The organism is Pseudomonas marincola, from assembly GCF_900116605.1.
GTDB lineage: Bacteria > Pseudomonadota > Gammaproteobacteria > Pseudomonadales > Pseudomonadaceae > Aquipseudomonas > Aquipseudomonas marincola.
Map to the genome: position 1 here is coordinate 203,844 of NZ_FPBC01000001.1, position 18,227 is coordinate 222,070.

20 protein-coding genes are annotated in these 18,227 nt (G+C 57.4%); 15 read left to right on the plus strand and 5 right to left on the minus strand.

Annotation, left to right across the window (positions count from 1 at the left end; translation table 11 throughout):
* Positions 1-9: 9 nt before the first annotated feature.
* Entirely contained in the window at positions 10-702 is a 693-nt protein-coding gene (locus tag BM395_RS01025) for a GNAT family N-acetyltransferase (RefSeq protein ID WP_090508580.1), read from the plus strand.
* 29 nt (positions 703-731) lie between these two features.
* On the opposite strand, the gene BM395_RS01030 is transcribed toward BM395_RS01025, so the two are convergent.
* Positions 732-1,634, minus strand: coding sequence for a chemotaxis protein (locus BM395_RS01030; RefSeq protein WP_090508581.1), 903 nt, complete (start codon positions 1,632-1,634; stop codon positions 732-734).
* Between the two features lie 70 nt (positions 1,635-1,704).
* On the minus strand, positions 1,705-1,941 hold the full coding sequence (locus BM395_RS01035; RefSeq protein ID WP_069898910.1) for a glutaredoxin family protein: 237 nt from the start codon (positions 1,939-1,941) through the stop codon (positions 1,705-1,707).
* A gap of 536 nt (positions 1,942-2,477) precedes the next feature.
* Between BM395_RS01035 and BM395_RS01040 the strand changes: the two genes are divergently transcribed.
* Complete coding sequence (locus BM395_RS01040) at positions 2,478-3,743, plus strand: OprD family porin (protein WP_090508582.1); 1,266 nt, start codon at positions 2,478-2,480, stop codon at positions 3,741-3,743.
* Between the two features lie 131 nt (positions 3,744-3,874).
* Here BM395_RS01040 and ttcA read toward each other — a convergent pair whose 3' ends face one another.
* Complete coding sequence (ttcA, locus tag BM395_RS01045) at positions 3,875-4,699, minus strand: tRNA 2-thiocytidine(32) synthetase TtcA (RefSeq protein WP_069898914.1); 825 nt, start codon at positions 4,697-4,699, stop codon at positions 3,875-3,877.
* A gap of 227 nt (positions 4,700-4,926) precedes the next feature.
* Between ttcA and BM395_RS01050 the strand changes: the two genes are divergently transcribed.
* The 4 genes from BM395_RS01050 (at position 4,927) to BM395_RS01065 (ending at position 7,708) form a co-directional block, all read left to right on the plus strand.
* Positions 4,927-5,523 carry a DNA-J related domain-containing protein gene (locus BM395_RS01050; RefSeq protein ID WP_069898916.1) on the plus strand — a complete coding sequence of 199 codons (597 nt, stop codon included), beginning with the start codon at positions 4,927-4,929 and terminating at the stop codon, positions 5,521-5,523.
* Between the two features lie 165 nt (positions 5,524-5,688).
* A complete protein-coding gene (locus BM395_RS01055; protein WP_069898918.1) occupies positions 5,689-6,288 on the plus strand; it encodes a Yip1 family protein in 600 nt (199 codons plus the stop codon).
* Between the two features lie 109 nt (positions 6,289-6,397).
* Complete coding sequence (locus tag BM395_RS01060) at positions 6,398-6,898, plus strand: SprT family zinc-dependent metalloprotease (protein WP_090508583.1); 501 nt, start codon at positions 6,398-6,400, stop codon at positions 6,896-6,898.
* An 87-nt stretch (positions 6,899-6,985) separates the two neighbouring features.
* Entirely contained in the window at positions 6,986-7,708 is a 723-nt protein-coding gene (locus BM395_RS01065) for a S1 family peptidase (protein ID WP_090508584.1), read from the plus strand.
* Between the two features lie 5 nt (positions 7,709-7,713).
* On the opposite strand, the gene BM395_RS01070 is transcribed toward BM395_RS01065, so the two are convergent.
* Positions 7,714-8,895, minus strand: coding sequence for a CaiB/BaiF CoA transferase family protein (locus tag BM395_RS01070; protein WP_090508585.1), 1,182 nt, complete (start codon positions 8,893-8,895; stop codon positions 7,714-7,716).
* Between the two features lie 419 nt (positions 8,896-9,314).
* Between BM395_RS01070 and BM395_RS01075 the strand changes: the two genes are divergently transcribed.
* On the plus strand, positions 9,315-9,764 hold the full coding sequence (locus tag BM395_RS01075; protein WP_069898926.1) for a hypothetical protein: 450 nt from the start codon (positions 9,315-9,317) through the stop codon (positions 9,762-9,764).
* A 191-nt stretch (positions 9,765-9,955) separates the two neighbouring features.
* Positions 9,956-10,954 carry an AraC family transcriptional regulator gene (locus BM395_RS01080; protein ID WP_090508586.1) on the plus strand — a complete coding sequence of 333 codons (999 nt, stop codon included), beginning with the start codon at positions 9,956-9,958 and terminating at the stop codon, positions 10,952-10,954.
* A 5-nt stretch (positions 10,955-10,959) separates the two neighbouring features.
* On the opposite strand, the gene BM395_RS01085 is transcribed toward BM395_RS01080, so the two are convergent.
* Positions 10,960-12,135 carry an MFS transporter gene (locus tag BM395_RS01085; RefSeq protein WP_090508587.1) on the minus strand — a complete coding sequence of 392 codons (1,176 nt, stop codon included), beginning with the start codon at positions 12,133-12,135 and terminating at the stop codon, positions 10,960-10,962.
* Positions 12,136-12,363: 228 nt separating this feature from the next.
* Here BM395_RS01085 and napE point away from each other — a divergent pair, with 228 nt between their 5' ends.
* From napE to BM395_RS01120, 7 genes are all read left to right on the plus strand, one after another.
* A complete protein-coding gene (gene napE / locus BM395_RS01090) occupies positions 12,364-12,531 on the plus strand; it encodes a periplasmic nitrate reductase, NapE protein (RefSeq protein ID WP_069898934.1) in 168 nt (55 codons plus the stop codon).
* 39 nt (positions 12,532-12,570) lie between these two features.
* On the plus strand, positions 12,571-12,831 hold the full coding sequence (locus tag BM395_RS01095; protein ID WP_069898936.1) for a chaperone NapD: 261 nt from the start codon (positions 12,571-12,573) through the stop codon (positions 12,829-12,831).
* Positions 12,828-15,332, plus strand: a complete 2,505-nt coding sequence (gene napA / locus BM395_RS01100; RefSeq protein WP_090508588.1) for a nitrate reductase catalytic subunit NapA — start codon at positions 12,828-12,830, stop codon at positions 15,330-15,332. The genes BM395_RS01095 and napA overlap by 4 nt, the downstream gene beginning before the upstream one ends.
* 11 nt (positions 15,333-15,343) lie before the next feature.
* A complete protein-coding gene (locus BM395_RS01105) occupies positions 15,344-15,832 on the plus strand; it encodes a nitrate reductase cytochrome c-type subunit (protein WP_090508589.1) in 489 nt (162 codons plus the stop codon).
* Positions 15,833-15,843: 11 nt separating this feature from the next.
* The gene (locus BM395_RS01110; protein ID WP_069898942.1) at positions 15,844-16,440 is read left to right on the plus strand and encodes a cytochrome c3 family protein; all 597 of its coding nucleotides are present in this window, start codon (positions 15,844-15,846) and stop codon (positions 16,438-16,440) included.
* 98 nt (positions 16,441-16,538) lie between these two features.
* The gene (locus BM395_RS01115) at positions 16,539-17,384 is read left to right on the plus strand and encodes an EamA family transporter (RefSeq protein WP_069898943.1); all 846 of its coding nucleotides are present in this window, start codon (positions 16,539-16,541) and stop codon (positions 17,382-17,384) included.
* A 116-nt stretch (positions 17,385-17,500) separates the two neighbouring features.
* Complete coding sequence (locus BM395_RS01120) at positions 17,501-18,220, plus strand: 4'-phosphopantetheinyl transferase family protein (RefSeq protein ID WP_090508590.1); 720 nt, start codon at positions 17,501-17,503, stop codon at positions 18,218-18,220.
* Positions 18,221-18,227: the final 7 nt, after the last annotated feature.

Consider the following 18,227-nt stretch of genomic DNA (forward strand, 5'->3'; position numbering starts at 1 on the left):
AACAGCGCTATGTACAACCCGGAAAAAATCGACTGGCAACCTGCCCAAGCGCCGTCCCGCCAACCGCTGCAGGGCCACTACATACGCCTTGAACCCCTGGATACCACGCGCCATGGCGATGATCTGTGGCAAGCCCTGCAAGGCCCGGAGGCCGACGCCGTGCTGTGGGATTACCTGCCCTACGGCCCGTTCCCGGAGCGTGAGGCATTCAATACGTGGTTGGCAGGCCATGAAGCCAGCCGTGATCCGCTGTTTTTTTGCGTGATTGATCTGGCATCAAACAAAGCCGTCGGGCTGTTGAGCCTGATGAGCATCGTGCCGAAAGACGGGCGTATCGAAATTGGCCATGTTGCGTTTGGCGCACCCATGCAACGCACAATCGGCGCAACGGAAACCTTCTGGCTGCTGGCGAGCCTGGCCATGGATACGCTGGGCTACCGGCGCTTGGAGTGGAAGTGCAACGCCAATAACGCCCGCTCAATGCGTGCGGCCGAGCGCTTGGGCTTTCGCTATGAAGGCACGTTTCGCCAGCACATGGTGGTCAAGGGTGCGAATCGGGACACGGCGTGGTTTTCGATCATCGACAGCGAATGGCCAGACTGCCGTAGCGCGTTTAGCCAGTGGCTGAGCCCGGCCAATTTCGCCGCCGATGGCGCTCAGTTAAAGCGCCTGGATGAACTGCGCAACGCGCCCTCAAACTAGGCGCGATGTCATTACTGGGCGGCCTCGTTTCAGGCGTTGGCCGCCGTTTCAGCGACGCGCTTGCAGGCCCGGACCAGCGCCTGACTGAGATCGACTGCCGAGAACTTGGTCAGCACATCATTGGCCCCTACGCTGTGCGCGCGGGCCGTGTTCATGGTGCTGTCGAGCGAGGTATGCAGCAACACGTAAGTATGAGCAATACTCGGCCGCTGGCGAATTTCACTGACCAGACTGTAGCCATCCATCTCCGGCATCTCGATATCTGAAACCAGCACCTCAATCGGCGTGCCCGCGGCCTCTTCATCAAGCAACAGTTGCAACGCGGCAGCGGCGCTGCGGACCGCCTGACATTCAAGGCCCAGCTTGCGCAGGGTGATCAGGGTTTGCTGCAGCGCCACGTGCGAGTCATCCACCACCAGCACGCGACATCCTTCGATCAGGTTACGCTCGCTGCGGGTCAGTTGCTGTTCATCAAGCTCTTCCGGCAAGACCGGCGCGATTTCATGCAGGACTTTCTCGATATCAAGCACCTGCACAATGGTGCCGTCAATCTGTGTCACACCCGTAATGAAGGCGCGTGCGCCAGTGCCTTTGGGAGGCGGCCGCACATCGCTGGTCGCGCACTGGACAATCCGCTCGACACTCTTAACGTGTAACGCCTGACGCGAGCGGCTAAGCGCTGTGACAATCAAACACCCTTCCTGGCTGTCATTGCCGCCCTGCTCGCCGACCGCGCGGGCCAGATCAATCACGTTCAGCGGTGCGCCGCGCAAGGTCGCGACGCCGCGCACATGCGGGTGGCGGTTAGGCAATTTGGTCAGGGTTGGACACGGAATAATCTCATTAACCTTGAGCAGGTTGATTCCCAGCAAACGACCACTGTGCAGCCGAAACAACAACAGCGACAATCCATCGGTCAATGCTGCACTCATTCCCTACTCTCCTTAACTCGAATTCTGCGTTTGCAGGCTGAGCCTTGCCAGCCTTTGCAGCGACAACGCTTCAGCCCAGAAAGGCAACGATCTGTTCGGCCTCGAAAGGCCAGTTCAACTCCGCACCGGTATCAACCCGGCGCAGCACCGGAATACTCAACGCGTATTGCTCAACCCACTCTTCGTGCTCGGCAATATCGATCAACTCAACCAGTAAGCCATGCTCCACAAATGGGATCAGCATGGCCTCGGCCACTTCACACAAATGGCACCCAAGGGTGCCGAACAACTGACATTCAGGGAGCATCAGCCTCCCCTCCACTGACAAATCAACAGGCTTGCAGTTTAGCACTGCAGACCTCGCCGGCACTGCACCAACCGGGCTGATAATAGTGAATACAACCCGCCTTAATAATCAGCAGCGGTGATGCGAATCAAACAAGTCTTATTTAAATACTCACATCATCTTGCGGCGCATTAACGGTTGATTAATGCCAGATTTCGCTAACCCTACAGCGCCGTGCAACAGGACTGATTAACTCACTGTTGCCGTCTGATCAGACTCATCTGAATAGCGCTACTTACATATGTGTAGCGGCCCGAACCAATAAAACTTTAATCGCTGATAATTGCAGTAACTTGTGCGCTAACTGTCACAGCCCCACGCTAGAGCCGGCGGTGCCTGCAGGCAACGACCTACCAGTCATCAGATGACTGCTTGATTAGCGCATGCTCACTACTAAAGTCTAAATGCCAGTGATTTCAACCCGTGTTTTATTTCAGTGCGTGATAGATGGGCCATAAATAACAAGACCTGCACACACCATCGTGGAGAAAATAATAATGCGTACAACTTCTCTCGCCCGCGCTGTGGCTCTCGCCACATTAGGGGCCAGCATGACGTTACCCACTCTTGCCCATGCCGAATTTATCAAGGACAGCAAGGCCAGCGTAGAGCTGCGTAACTTCTATCTGAACCGCGACCTGCGTGATACCACGCCGGCACAGCAGAGCAAACGTGAAGAATGGGCACAGGGCTTCCTGTTCAAAGCTGAATCGGGCTATACCGAAGGCACCGTCGGCTTCGGCCTTGATGCGTACGCAGGGCTGGGTCTGAAACTCGACTCCTCGCCAGATCGTGCAGGCACCAACCTGCTGCCGGGCAGTTTTGGCAACAAGGCACCGGATGATTACTCGGATGGTTTTGTTACCGGCAAGGTTAAAATCTCCAAGACGGTCGGCAAAATCGGCGGCCTGACGCCCAAGCTGCCAATCCTCTCTGCCAACGACTCACGCCTGCTGCCGCAGACCTTCCTCGGTGGTCACATCAACTCGATGGAAATCGAAAACCTGACCTTTGATGGCGGTATCATCAAAGAGCTGAATCAGCGCGATTCGACCGACTTCGAAGACCTCAGCATGACTGGCGGTGGCAAGCGCAACATCTCCTTCGGCAGTGGCGGCAATCAGGGTGATGACCTGAACTTCGCCGGGTTGTCGTACAAATGGAACAACCTGACCACCACCTATAATTACGGCCAACTGGAAGAGCTGTACACGCAGCACATCTTCAACGTTGTGCACGTACTGCCGATTGCCGACAAACAGAGCCTGAAAACCGATCTGCGCTATGCGCGTTCCAATGACGACGGCTCAACCAACGTCGACAACGATGCCTACGGCGCAATGTTCACCTACGCGCTGGGCTCTGCCAGCATGGGCCTGGGTTACCAGAAAATGACCGGCGATACCGGTTACGCCTATGTCAGCGGCAGTGACCCGTTCCTGGTCAACTATGTACAAATCGGCGACTTTGCCAACAAGGATGAAAATTCATGGCAGGCGCGGTTTGACTACAACTTTGCCGGCGTGGGGATTCCCGGCCTGACGTTCATGACGCGCTACCTGACCGGCGACAATATCGACCTGATCACCACCCCAGGCGAAGGCAAGGAGTGGGAGCGCAACACGGATATCGCTTACGTGATTCAGGAAGGCCCGGCGAAAAATCTCGGGTTTAAATGGCGTAACGCGACCGTGCGCAATAACTTTGCCAACGACCTGGACGAAAACCGTCTGATCATCAGCTACACCCTGCCGCTGTATTGATCGCAGGGCGTTAGTTAAACGTATGGCCAAAATCCACGGGGAAATTAGCGTGGGTTTTGGCCACTACCTGCAAGCCCAGACACCGCAATCGGTCTGATCCGGCAAGAGACTCCCACCGGATCAAAGACGCGCTAGATATTCATCACGTTAAGAACACGCGATGCCGCGCTGTCATCAATCTTCAAGCTGGCGAAATCAAACAGGTTGCGGTCCGCCAACTGTGAAGGCACCACATTGCCCAGCGCACGGAACATGATTTCGGTGCGACCAGGCGATTTGCGTTCCCACTCCTGAAGCATTTCCTTGACCACCTGACGTTGCAGGTTTTCCTGCGAGCCGCACAGGTTACACGGGATGATCGGGAATTCCTTGAGCGTCGAGTACGCTTCAATATCCGCCTCGTTACAGTACGCCAGCGGGCGAATCACCACGTTCCGGCCGTCATCGGCGAGCAACTTCGGCGGCATGGCCTTGAGTGTGCCGCCGTAGAACATGTTCAGGAAGAACGTCTCGAGGATGTCATCACGGTGGTGCCCAAGCGCCATTTTGGTTGCACCAATTTCATCGGCAAAGGTGTACAGCGTGCCGCGACGCAAGCGTGAGCACAGCGAGCACGTGGTCTTGCCCTCCGGGATTTTCTCCTTGACCACCGAGTAGGTGTCTTTCTCGACGATGTGATACGGCACACCGATCGACTCAAGGTAGGCAGGAAGCACATGCTCAGGGAAACCCGGCTGCTTTTGGTCCATGTTGACCGCAACAATCTCGAACTTGATCGGCGCCACTTTCTGCAAATGCAAAAGCACATCCAGCATGGTGTAGCTGTCCTTGCCGCCCGAGAGGCACACCATGACCTTGTCGCCGTCTTCGATCATGTTGAAGTCGGAGATCGCTTCGCCAGCCTGACGACGCAGACGCTTTTGCAGTTTGTTCTGATTGACCGAGAGGGTGCCCATGTACGCAGGAGTCCGGAGTTAGGTGCTAAAGGCGGGCATTTTACGCAGAAACCGCGACAGACCCCAGCCCATTAATCAGGATCCAGCACTTATTGCCCTCCCCGGCACGGCGAGTGGCTCTGGTCGGCAGCATTTTGGGTGAAAGTATTTCGCCTGAAAATGTGCCGCAGCTGGCATTTTTCACGCGGTTTCACTGGCCAATAAGCTGTAAATGCTAGGCTCAAGGCATGACTGAAGATTTAGATCCACGCCTTGAGCTATCGGAGCAGGTGCACGCACTGCTGCTCGAAACGCCCGCTGGGCTCAGTGAATATGCCCTGATCCAGTTGCTCAAAGAGCGCCACTCAAGCCACATCCCCAACCTGCCGCTCACCGATAAGCTGGTGCTTTTTCGCACCCACTTTCTGGTTTTCAATGCGCTCTACATCCTGCGCGACCAACTCTGGGCCGAGCAAAGCGGCGCGCTGCTGATCAGTCCGCTGCACATCGAATTGCAAGCGTACAGCAGCGGTGCACGTGCGCTCAGCGAGCATGACCCTTTGCGTGAATACTATCTGGATCTGAACAACTTGCGCGACACCGACGAAGCCGAGGTCGAAAAGCTGCTTACCAGTTTCTGGACCCGCATCCGCGGCGGCGATGAGAAAATTGCCGCACTGGAATTGTTCGAGTTGCATGAAGCCAAACACGCCCTCGACCTGAGCACCATCAAACATCGCTATCGCCAGCTGGTCAGTCAGCATCACCCGGATCGCGGCGGCAATACAGAGCGGTTGCAGACAATTAACAAGGCGATGGAAATACTACAGCGCTATTACAGCTAGCGTTCAAATACCAATTTGCTCTAATCAGCTGGCCTCTTGTTTGTTAATCCGGTGCCATACTGCGTCATACGGTCGCAGTTGATTTGGCCCGTACTCGGTTTTGCTGCCTACGCAACCCGAGCGCTCCGCCGGGGGGCGACCGCATAAAAAGAGGAGGTGCCTGGTATGATCCACCACGTTTGGGGGCTCTTCACCCATCCCGACCAAGAATGGCAAGAAATTCGTGGCGAGGAGGAAAGCATTAGCCACATGTATCTCACCCACGTCCTGATTCTCGCGGCGATCCCCGCGATTTCAGCCTTTATCGGTACCACCCAGGTTGGCTGGTCGATAGGCGGACGAACACCGGTGATGCTCACCGAAGGCAGTGCAATGTCGATGGCCATCATGAGCTACCTGGCAATGCTTGCAGGGGTTGCAGTGATGGGGGCATTCATTCACTGGATGGCGCGTACATACGACTCCAGCCCGAGCTTCGCCCAATGCGTAGTTTTTGCGGCTTACACTGCAACCCCACTGTTCATAGGAGGTTTGGCGGCACTTTATCCGCACTTGTGGCTGGGCATGCTGGTGGGTACCTGCGCCATTTGTTACACGGTTTACCTGTTGTATGTGGGCATACCGACCTTTATGGGCATCCCGTCAGATGAAGGCTTCATGTTCTCAAGCTCGGTGCTTGCAGTCGGTCTGGTCGTGCTGGTGGCGATGATGGCCAGCGCCGTGATTCTCTGGGGGCTGGGCGTGGGTCCGGTGTACACCAACTAGTTATAAAACCTTTTCAACGAAACCACCTACGGGTGGTTTCGTCGTTTTAGGCTGCCAGCAACCGCAAGCTTGGGCATAATTGGCTGGCACTCACTCACTGCTGGATACCATGCCCGAACAGATTCTCGCCCGCGTCGAAGCCTGCTACCAGCAAGCAGAAGCCTTCTTCAAAAAGCCATTTTTGCGCCCCGAGGTCAGCTTCAAACTGCGCGGGCAAAAGGCCGGCGTTGCCCACCTCACAGAGAACAAATTGCGTTTCAACCCCGAGTTGTACCGTAATAACCGTGAAGACTTCCTCAAGCAGACCGTCGCCCACGAAGTGGCGCACCTGATTGCCCATCAACTCTTTGGCTTGAGCATTCAGGCCCACGGTGAGGAATGGCAATTGATCATGCGCGGGGTCTACGAGTTACCGCCCAATCGCTGCCACACCTACGAGGTAAAACGGCGTAAGGTCAACCGCTTCATCTATCGCTGCGCGTGCCCGGCGCCTGAAGACGAGTTCCCATTCTCGGCGCAGCGTCATGGTTTGGTCAGCAAAGGTCGGCGTTATTTCTGCCGGCGTTGCAAGGCAACACTGAACTACAGTGGCGAACAACGCATCGAATAATCGTCATCCTGCTCACTTAGGCTGACGGTAAGCAACCTGCAACCCACTGGTGTGCAGGCACGCCTCTCTTCAGACAAGGATCTGCCGATGATTGAATCCATCCTGCTAACGGCTGCGCGCCTGACCACGTTTGCCCAGAGCACGCTGCTCACCAGCGCCAGCGGCTTTTACTTTGAGCGTGATGAGCGTCTGTTTCTGGTGACCAGTCGCCACGTCGTCAGCGAGACCGGACACAATCCGGATCGGCTCGAAATAGAGATTCATACCAATGCCGAGAACATGGCCGAGTCCACCGGCTTCTCGATCCCGTTGTATCAGAACGGCAAAAGTATCTGGCGTCAGGCTCAGGATGGCACCGGCGATGTTGATGTCGCAGTCATAGAGCTTGATCGAAGCGCCCTGCCCGCCAGCATGGTTTATCGCGCATTCAAACCCGAACATCTGGAGTACTCCGAAGAGCAGGCCGAGGTCGGCAATTCTTTATTGGTGGTGGGCTTTCCGCTGGGCTTTCACGACACCCTGCACCACTTGCCAGTCGTACGTCAGGCAACTATTGCCTCGTCTTTCGGCCTGCGCTTTCAGGGCCAGGGTTACTTCCTCAGTGACGCCCGCACGCACCGCGGTATCAGCGGTGCCCCGGTGGTGATGCGCACGCAAGAATCTGCTGCACTCGGCGGCCTGCCGTACATTCTGCTCGGAATTCACTCGGCGCGGCTGGATGTCGGCACCCGCGACCTGCACGCCGATGAGGCGCTGGGGCTTAATTGCAGCTGGTATGCCGATATCCTCATGACGTTAACCGAGAATTGATTCGCTCAGGCGACTGCCCCAGAGGCTTTCAGCTCACTGATTTGCGCCTCGCTGTAACCCAGCGCCTGCAACACCGCCACCGTATGTGCACCAACGGCTGCGCCAATATGGCGCGGCTGCGGCAAGCCGGCTGAGAACTTTATCGGGCAGGCGATCTGGGTCTGGCTGTGTTCAGCGTCTACTGGCACCTGCACGGTCACTCCGCGCGCCTTGAGCTGCGGATGCTCGACCGCCTCGCTGATTTTGAGCATGGGTTCGACGCAGGCGTCGAGTGCCGCAAAGACCTCGCACCACTCGGCAAAGTCACGTTTCTCGAACTCAATCTCAATCGCCCGCTTAAGGTTGGCCTGATCTTCGGGTTTCGGCGACAAGCCCATGCGCGCCAATTCAGGCTTGCCGATGGCCGCACAGAACTGTTGCATGAACTGCGGTTCCAGACTGCCGACAGAGAACCAGCGACCATCGCGGCTGCGGTAATAATCGTAGAAACTTCCGCCATTGAGCACCTGATTCTGCATATCCGGCTCGACCCCGGCCGCGAGGAATCCGGCCCCCGACATACCGTGCAGGCTGAATGAGCAGTCGGTCATGCTGATATCAACATGCTGCCCTTCACCACTGACCTGACGCTGGATGACGGCCGCCAGTAGTCCCATCACGCCATGCAACGATCCGCCGGCGATATCGGCCAACTGCACACCCAGCGGCAGCGGCCCGCTCTCTTGGCGTCCGGTGTAACTGGCCACACCAGACAACGCCAGGTAATTGATATCGTGACCGGCGCGCGCCTTGAAAGGGCCGGTTTGACCGTAACCGGTGATCGACACGTAAATCAGCCTGGGGTTGATGGCTTTAAGCGCCTCATAGCCAAGCCCCAGTTTCTCCATCACACCTGGGCGAAATTGCTCCAGCACAATGTCGTACTCACTCACCAACTGCTTGACCAGTTCAACCGCCTGCGGCTTTTTCAGATCCAGAGCAATGCTGCGCTTATTGCGATTGAGGTAGGCGTGGCTGGCCGAAACGCCGTCTACGTGCGGCGGCAGAACGCGAACTAAATCAGCCCGGGTCGGCGACTCAACACGCAGCACTTCGGCGCCCATATCGGCCAGTAGCAGCGAGGCAAATGGCCCTGGCAGCAGGGTCGAGAAATCCAGAATTTTCAGTGAAGCCAACGGCCCGTTCATGGCGTTTCCTTGGTTCTGCCCATACGTTTGCGTACAGGCTGGATAAAGACATCGCGTGCAATCCGATAAGGGCAAGGTTGCGTCAGTGTGCAATCGCGCAGCAGCAAATCAACCGCCGATGTAACGACTGACGAGTTCCTCGTGCGGCAAGCCTGCGTTGAAACATGCAAACCTTTCAATAGCATCGGTGCGCTCTGCACAGCAGATTAGGCGGCGCAGCGCACTCACTCAATGACTCATCTGCTCAGGCTCGATTGACGCATTCGTTCAGGCGATAATGGCCGCCGCGCAATCCAGGCATTGGCGCAGGCGCTGGCTTAATCACCCCGCAATGGTTGAAAATACCCGCCATCGCCCGAACCCACCGAGTTGCCAGACCGCAGCTCACTGCAAAATTTTACCGACAACGGAGGATCCATATGCGCTCTGAACGAGCCCCGACCTACAGCCCACTTCCCGCAAAGCTGGTTGGCGCATTGATGCTGATAGTGGGAATTGTCCTGCCGAGCGCAGGGATTTATCTGGGCTTGCTCGAACAATCGTGGTTCTTTCTGGCACACGCGTTATTTTTTGTAATCACCAGCGTGCTGCTGTTCAAAACCCATCCGGGCGCTATCGCGGTCTATGCCCTCGGCATGATTATCTGCACCGCTTGGGCCGTTGCCGAAGTTCACCTTGATCAAATGCGCCTGCTGCCGCGCCTGACCATGTGGTTCGTGTTTGGCCTGATATTGCTGCTGCCCTGGGTGCGTCGCCCGCTGCACCCAAAAGTGGCTCCGGTAGCTGTTTTACTGCTGACGCTGGCCGTGGTGACCACCGCAACGGTCGCGGTGCTGAGCCAGCTGTACATGATGAATATTCTGCCCTGAGCCGAACCGCCTGTGGCCTATCGTGACTGCGGCTGCCTGCCCGTCACGATAGGCCAGCAATGGCTGCATTCCCCGCAAAATCCCGCAGCACACGCACGCATCCGCCGCAGTTGCCGGCAAATATGCCAACACCCTTGTTGCAAGCACATCCGCATGGCTAAGATCGCAGGGTTTTAACCCGAGATAGGCGAATGCGCGAGCGCTCCATTGCCAGTCATTTCGTGCGAGCCGCCTTGCGCGGCGCCGAGATGCACGGCCACGATTGCCACCGCTTGCTGCGTCAGTTGAATATTCAGCCGGCACTGCTTGAGGAGCCGCGTGCGCGATTGGCGCCCGAGCAATTCACCCAATTGATTCGCCTGTTGTGGGAAACCCTCGACGACGAATATCTGGGCTTTGGCGTACAACGCAGCCGACGCGGCACATTTGCGATGATGTGCCACGCAATCATCAACTGCCGTTCACTGGAAAAAGCGCTCAGCCGGGGGGCATTGTTTTATGGCTTGTTTGCTGACGCTCCCGCAATCACCTTGAAAATTGTAGGTGACAGCGCCGAGTTGAGTGTGGATGGCAGCCAACTGAATGACCCGGATCACTTTCTGCTAGAAAGCCTGCTGGTGATCTGGCATCGGCTGGGCAGCTGGCTGATCGGCCAGCGCATCACACTAGAGCATGTCAGCTTTGCCTACAGCGAACCCGCACATGCCAGCGAGTACGAGCTGTTATTTCCCTGCCCACGGCAGTTTTCAGCCGCGCAGACCACGCTGCGTTTTCATCGGCGTTACCTGAACATGCCGCTGTTGCAGGATGAACGCACCCTCAAGCATTTCCTGCTGCGCTCACCGGCAGACTTGCTCGCCCGCCCGCACGGCGGGCACACATTAGGCAGCCAGATTCGGCGCTTGCTCGGCCGCGATTGCACGCAATGGCCCGACCTTGAATGCGTCGCCAAACACCTGCACATGAGCCCGCAAACCCTGCGCCGGCATCTGCGCGAAGAAGGTTGCAGTTTTCAGGAGCTAAAGGATCAGCTGCGCCGCGACCTGGCGATTTATCACCTCGGGCGCGACGAACTGTCGATTCAGGCCATCGCCGAGCAGTTGGGTTTTTCCGAACCCTCGGCGTTTCACCGGGCCTTTAAAAAATGGACGGGCCTTACGCCCGGTAACTACCGCGCGCAAGAATCCTGAGACGCTTACAAACGTCGTGCGCGCCAAGCGGCGAAGATGAACAAACACGCCAGCACACCAAGCAATGGCAACCAGCCAAAATGCTGCCAAACATAACCGGCCGCGTAACCCACCACACTCGAGCCCAGATAATAGGCGCACAGATACAGCGCCGAAGCCTGTGCCTTGGCGCCGTTGGCACGCTGACCGACCTGGCCACTGGCCACTGCATGGGCCGCAAAGAACCCCAACGTAAACAGGCCCAAGCCGATAACCACAGCAAACAGATGGGTAGAGGCGCAGAGCAAGACGCCCACCAGCATGATGCCGATGCCACTTTGCAGCACTTGGCGAGCACCGAAACGTGGCACCAGACGCCCTGCCCAACCGGCGCTCAAAATGCCCATCAAGTACACCGTGAAGAGCATGCCGATAACCGTTGAGGACAGATTGAACGGCGCGCCGGCCAGGCGAAATGCAACGTAATTGAACAGCGCGACAAAGCCGCCCATCAGCAAAAATGCCAACGAGAACAGGCAGCGTAATTCACGGTTTTGCAGGTGCATGGCAAAGTTGTTGAGCAAGCCGCGAACCGACAATGGCTGCGCGTGGAAATGCCGTGAAGGCGGCAGCAGCCAGGCAAAGCTGATCAGCGCCAACACACCCAACACACCGATTCCGCCCAGCGCCCAATGCCAGCCACCGAGGTCACTTAACAGACCAGCCAAGAGCCGCCCCAGCAGACCGCCCAGTGCCGTGCCGCCAATGTACAGCCCCATCGCGGCAGGCAGCGCTTGCGGGTCGAACTCCTCGCCAACATAGGCCATCGCCAGCGCGGGCAACCCACTCAAAGCCAGGCCGAGCAATGCGCGAAACAGCAACAACAGGTCCCAGCTGGTGACGAATGCGCAGGCAATCCCCAGCACACTGGCAATCCCTAATGCGCCCAGCATCACCGGCTTGCGGCCCCAGCTTTCGGCCAGCGCTCCCGACACCAGCAGGCACAGGGCCAAACTCATCGTGGTCAGCGATAACGCCAGACTGCTGGTGGCAGCCGACACCGCAAACTCTTCAGCCAGCAACGGTAATAACGGCTGCACGCAATAGAGCAATGCGAAGGTCGCAAATCCTGCACAGAACAGCGCCAGAGTTGCTTGGGTATAGGCGCGGGTTCCTTGTTTCAGGTGGTGTGATTCGGGCATTGACTGATCCATTGATAGAGATCACTTAGGGCAGGATTCAAGCCGCTAATTATGACCGAAAGTGGCGCGCCAGTGGGCGTCTCAATGGGTCATGGGCAACACAGGAGGTGCAAATAGCCTGCCCTGTAGCGGGTTTCATGCAGACCGTTTGTCGGTGATCAGACAGGCCAATCGATTTTTCCAAAGGGGCAACTAAGCTGATAACAACAGCAAACGGAGTCTGACTACATGGACCAGACGAATCAAAATAATGCTGACAAAGGCAAAGAAACGCGCCTGTTTCTATTCCTGATTATCTGCCTGTTTCCCGTTCTCGCCGTTGCCATTGTCGGTGGCTATGGTTTTTTTGTGTGGTTCTTGCAAATGCTCGTGGGGCCTCCCGGTCCGCCCGGTTGATAGCAACCGAAAGCGCCCTACACATTGCGGAGCATATCCATGCAAGAAACCCTGCACATAGCCAGTTTACTGGTGCACGCACGCCCCGAATTATTCGCGCAGGTGAAAGCCAACCTGCGCCTGTTGTCTGACCTCGAACTGCATCAGGAAAGCCCGCTGGGCAAGCTGGTGGTGGTAATCGAGGCGGAGAATGAAAGCCAGATTCTTAAGCGTATTGATCAAATCAGTAATTTGCCGGGTGTGCTCAACGCCGCTCTGGTCTATCACGAAATACTCTCCCCGGAAGGAGAATCCCAATGAGCATGACCCGTCGCGAGTTTGCCAAAGCCCAGGCCGCTGCAATTGCCGCAGCAGCTGCCGGGATGCCGATTGTGACCTCGGCAAGCAATCTGGTTACTGAAGCAGACATGACTACCCTTGACTGGAACAAGGCCCCCTGCCGCTTCTGCGGCACCGGGTGCAGCGTGATGGTCGCCACCAAAGACAATCAAGTCGTGGCCACCCACGGTGACGTCAAGGCCGAGGTCAATCGCGGCCTCAATTGCGTTAAGGGCTACTTCCTGTCGAAGATCATGTACGGCGTCGACCGCCTGACCAAACCGATGCTGCGCATGAGCAACGGCCAGTACGACAAGCAAGGCGAGTTCGTCGAGATCAGCTGGGACCAGGCTTTTGACATCATGGCCCAGAAGTACAAGGAAACCATCAAGGCCAACGGGCCTGAATCGGTCGGCATGTTCGGTTCCGGGCAATGGACGGTGTGGGAAGGCTACGCCGCCAACAAACTGATGAAAGCCGGGTTTCGCAGCAACAACATCGACCCCAACGCGCGCCACTGCATGGCCTCGGCAGTTATGGGCTTTATGCGCACCTTCGGCATGGACGAGCCAATGGGGTGTTACGACGACATAGAAGCCACAGACGCCTTCGTACTGTGGGGCTCGAACATGGCCGAGATGCACCCGATTCTGTGGAGCCGGGTCACTGACCGGCGCCTGAGCCACCCCGAGGTCAAGGTTGCCGTGCTCTCGACATTCGAGCATCGCAGCTTTGAGCTGGCCGATATTCCGATGGTGTTCACCCCGCAAACGGATTTGCTGATTCTCAACTACATCGCCAATCACATCATCGAGTCCGGCGCAGTCAATCAGGACTTTGTCAGCAAGCACACCAAGTTTGCCAAGGGCGCCGACGACATCGGCTACGGCCTGCGCGCCGATAATCCGCTGGAGATGCAGGCCAAAAACGCCGACAAGGCCAACACCTGGACCGACATCTCGCTTGAGCAGTTCGCCGAATTCGTCAAACCCTACACACTGGACCGCGCAGCCAAGGAAAGCGGCGTTCCGGCTGAGCGCCTGCGAGCACTGGCCGAGCTATACGCAGACCCAAAACGCAAAGTCGTGTCGTTCTGGACCATGGGTTTCAACCAGCACACCCGCGGTGTGTGGGCGAATAACATGGTCTACAACATCCACCTGCTCACCGGCAAAATCAGTGAGCCGGGCAACAGCCCATTCTCTCTGACCGGCCAACCGTCAGCGTGCGGTACGGCCCGCGAAGTCGGCACCTTCTCCCACCGCCTGCCAGCAGACCTGGTGGTGAATAATCCCAAGCACCGCGAAACCGCAGAAAAAATCTGGAAAGTCCCGGCCGGCACCATTCAGGAAAAGCCTGGTTTTCATGCCGTGCAACAGAGCCGCATGCTCAAGGACAACGTGCTCAAAGTCTATTGGGCAATGGCCAGCAACAACATGCAGGCTGGCCCCAATATCATGCAGGAAACCTTGCCGGGCTGGCGTAATCCCGACGCCTTCGTGGTGGTTTCCGACCCGTACCCGACTGTGTCAGCGCAGGCAGCCGACTTGATTTTGCCGACCGCCATGTGGGTGGAAAAGGAAGGCGCTTACGGCAACGCCGAACGCCGCACGCAGTTCTGGCATCAACTGGTTAGCCCGCCCGGCGACGCCAAGTCCGACCTTTGGCAGTTGATGGAGTTTTCCAAGCGCTTCACCACCGATGAAGTCTGGCCTGCCGAATTGCTGACAAAAGCGCCGGAGCTCAAAGGTAAAACACTGTTCGATGTGCTCTACAAAAACGGCAATGTCGACAAATTCCCCAGTGAAGACCTGGCCGAAGGTTACCTCAACGATGAGGTCAAGGCGTTTGGCTTCTATGTGCAAAAAGGCCTGTTCGAAGAATACGCCACCTTCGGGCGCGGACACGGCCACGACCTTGCCCCATTCGATGATTACCACGTCGCACATGGCCTGCGCTGGCCGGTAGTAGATGGCAAAGAGACCCGCTGGCGTTATCGCGAGGGGCTGGACCCCTATGTCGAGAAAGGCAGCGAGGTGCAGTTTTATGGCAATGCCGACAACAAGGCGATCATTTTCGCCCTGCCATACGAGCCCGCGGCCGAGTCTCCGGACGAGGAATATCCATTCTGGTTATGCACCGGTCGGGTGCTTGAGCATTGGCACACCGGCAGCATGACCCAGCGCGTGCCGGAACTGCACAAGGCCGTACCGGACGCCGTGGTGTATATGCACCCCGAAGATGCCAAGGCGATGAATGCCCGACGCGGCAGCGAGGTCAAGGTCATCAGCCGGCGTGGTGAAACACGTGCCCGGATTGAAACACGCGGGCGCAACAAACCGCCTCAGGGTCTGGTTTTCGTGCCGTTCTTCGACGCCAGAAAACTGATCAACAAAGTCACCCTGGATGCCACCGACCCGATCTCCAAGCAAACCGACTACAAGAAGTGTGCGGTGAAGATCGAACTGGTCAAAATGGCCTGAGGAATTCAGTCATGAGTTATCGCCTACTGCCGTTGATGCTACTCGCCGTGTTCGGCCTGGCTGTTGCCAGCGACCTCAACTACCCACTCGATGCGCCGGCGCCGGATAGCCGGCGCGCCGGTGGCACCATCAGCGAAAGCCTGCCTGCGCCCGAACTGAGTGTGACCGAAAACAAAGACCTCAAACGCGAACGCAATTACCCCGAGCAGCCGCCGACCATTCCGCACAGTATTCGTGGCTATCACCTCGATAAAAACAGCAACAAGTGCCTGAGCTGCCACAGCCGCGCCAACAGCGAGCGCAGCCAGGCGCCGATGATTAGCATCACGCACTACATGGACCGCGACGGTCAGCCACTGGCGGCGGTATCGCCACGGCGCTACTTCTGCAATCAGTGCCATGTCACGCAAAAGAATGCCCCGACCCTGGTCGAGAATAATTTCGAAACCATCGACCAGTTACTGGAAAAGCAAGCCGCTGAAGCGGCGAAGAAACCCTAAGGAGAGGCGTCATGAAAGCATTGCTCGCCTTACTCAAGGATTATTGGGGCGTACTGCGTCGGCCCAGCGTGCACTACAGCCTGGGATTTTTGACCCTGGTCGGTTTTATTTCCGGGATTATTTTCTGGGGCGGATTCAACACGGCGCTGGAGGTGACCAACACCGAGGAATTCTGCACCTCCTGCCATGAAATGCGCGACAACGTGTTTGTTGAACTCAAGGACACCATTCACTACAGCAACCGCTCAGGCGTGCGCGCCACCTGCCCGGACTGCCACGTGCCGCATAAATGGACTGACAAGATCGCACGCAAGATGCAGGCTTCCAAAGAGGTCTGGGGCAAGATTTTCGGCACCATCAACACCCGCGAGAAGTTTCTGGCTCACCGCCGCGAATTGGCCGAGCACGAATGGAAACGGCTCAAGGCGAATGACTCGCTGGAATGCCGCAATTGCCACAACTTCGATTACATGGACTTTACCAAACAGGGTAAACGCGCCACGCAAATGCACTCAACCGCACTGGCCAGTGGCGAGGCAACCTGTATTGATTGCCACAAGGGCATCGCCCACAAACTGCCAGACATGAGTGGCGTGCCTGGCTGGTAAATTCAGCGACACTGGTTCTTTACAGGATTGAATTTGCCGTGTGAAAGTCCTTATGCCGCTGTGCAATATCTGCAGGCTGCGGCATAAGGACGTTTACGTTGGACATCTGGGTCTTCCTCGCCGTTATTCTCGCAGCCGCCTTGCACGCTGGCTGGAACGCACTGCTTAAAATCGGCCTCGACCGCTACCTGACCGCCTCGCTGATTCAGATAAGCGCGGGCATCGCGGCGTTGCTGGCAGCGCCATTCGTGGCCTTCCCGTCGAGCGCCGCGTGGCCGTGGATCGGCCTGTCAGCGTTGCTGCACATCGGCTACAACCGGTTTTTATCCTCGGCCTACCAACACGGCGATCTGGGCCAGGTCTACCCGATAGCCCGAGGCAGCTCGCCGCTGATTGTCGCTGCTCTATCGGTATTTTTGCTTCACGATCACCTCAGCAGCGGCCAATTGCTGGGCTTGCTGATTCTGGTCGCCAGCATCTGGCTGATGGCCTTTTATGGCGGCAACCGCCACGCTCCGATGAATCGGCCACTGCTGATCAACGCACTGCTCACGGCGGCCTGCATCGCCGGCTACACCTTAAGCGATGCAGCGGGCGCGCGACTTAATCAGGATGCATTGTCCTATTCGATCTGGCTGTTCATCACCAACGGCGTGGTCACCGCACTGGTGCTGGCCCTGTTGCGCGGCCCAAAAGTGTTTCTCGCATTGCGCGGCCATTGGCGTGACGGTTTTATCGGCGGCGTCATGTCGATGCTGGCTTACAGCATTGTGATCTGGGCCATGACACAGGCGCCCGTGGCGCTGGTGTCGGCCATGCGCGAAACCAGCGTGGTATTTGCCCTGCTCATCGGCTGGCTATTACTCAAGGAAACGCTGCCGATTCGACGCCTCTTCGCCTGTGGCGCGATCATGGCCGGGGTCATGCTGATGAAGGTGTTCTGAGTCATTTGCCCGTTGAACCATTTGTTCTGTCGCGTCAGGCCAATCTGGCCAACTAGGCCCTGTAAACCCTACTTAAGCGACTGGCTTAGCCCGCCTGCGCCATGCAAAATACGCCAATGATCAATAGCCCCGAAATGCCCGCCTGTTGTAGCGACCTGAGTCAGCACTGGCCATTCCCGCAGCCGTTAACCGACGTGGTGTTGACCAGTTGCCACTTCGACCCTGCGCAATTGCTGGCAGAAGACTTTGCACGCTGCGATATCGCGCCGGTGCGCGGCGTCGCCAAGCGCCAGACCGAGTATCTGGCCGGACGCCTGTGCGCCCGCCAGTCGCTGCTCAGCCTGACGGGTACAGCCAGCGTGCCTGCAGTGGGCACCGATCGGGCGCCGCAGTGGCCAAGCGATGTGTGCGGCTCGATTACCCACGGCCAAGGCTGGGCCGGTGCAATTACCGCGAGCCGCTCGGACTTTCGCGGGCTCGGCATAGACGCCGAGAAACTGCTGCCCGCGCAACGCGCCGAACGCCTCAGCGCGGAAATACTCACGCCCAATGAACTCAAGCAAATGATTGGCTTGTCAGATGAGCAACGCGCCTGGCGCATAAGCCTGACGTTTTCGATTAAGGAAAGTCTGTTCAAGGCCCTGTATCCGCAGGTGCTCACCCGATTTTATTTTCACGACGCCGAACTCATCAGTGCCGATGCCAGCGAAAGCGGCGCGGCGCGGATGCGCCTGTTGATCGATTTATCCGAACAATGGCCTGCGGGCAGTGAGTTGACCGGCCAGTTCAGCCTGATAGCTGAACATGTGCTGAGTTTGATCAGCATCCCAGCGTGAAGCAGCA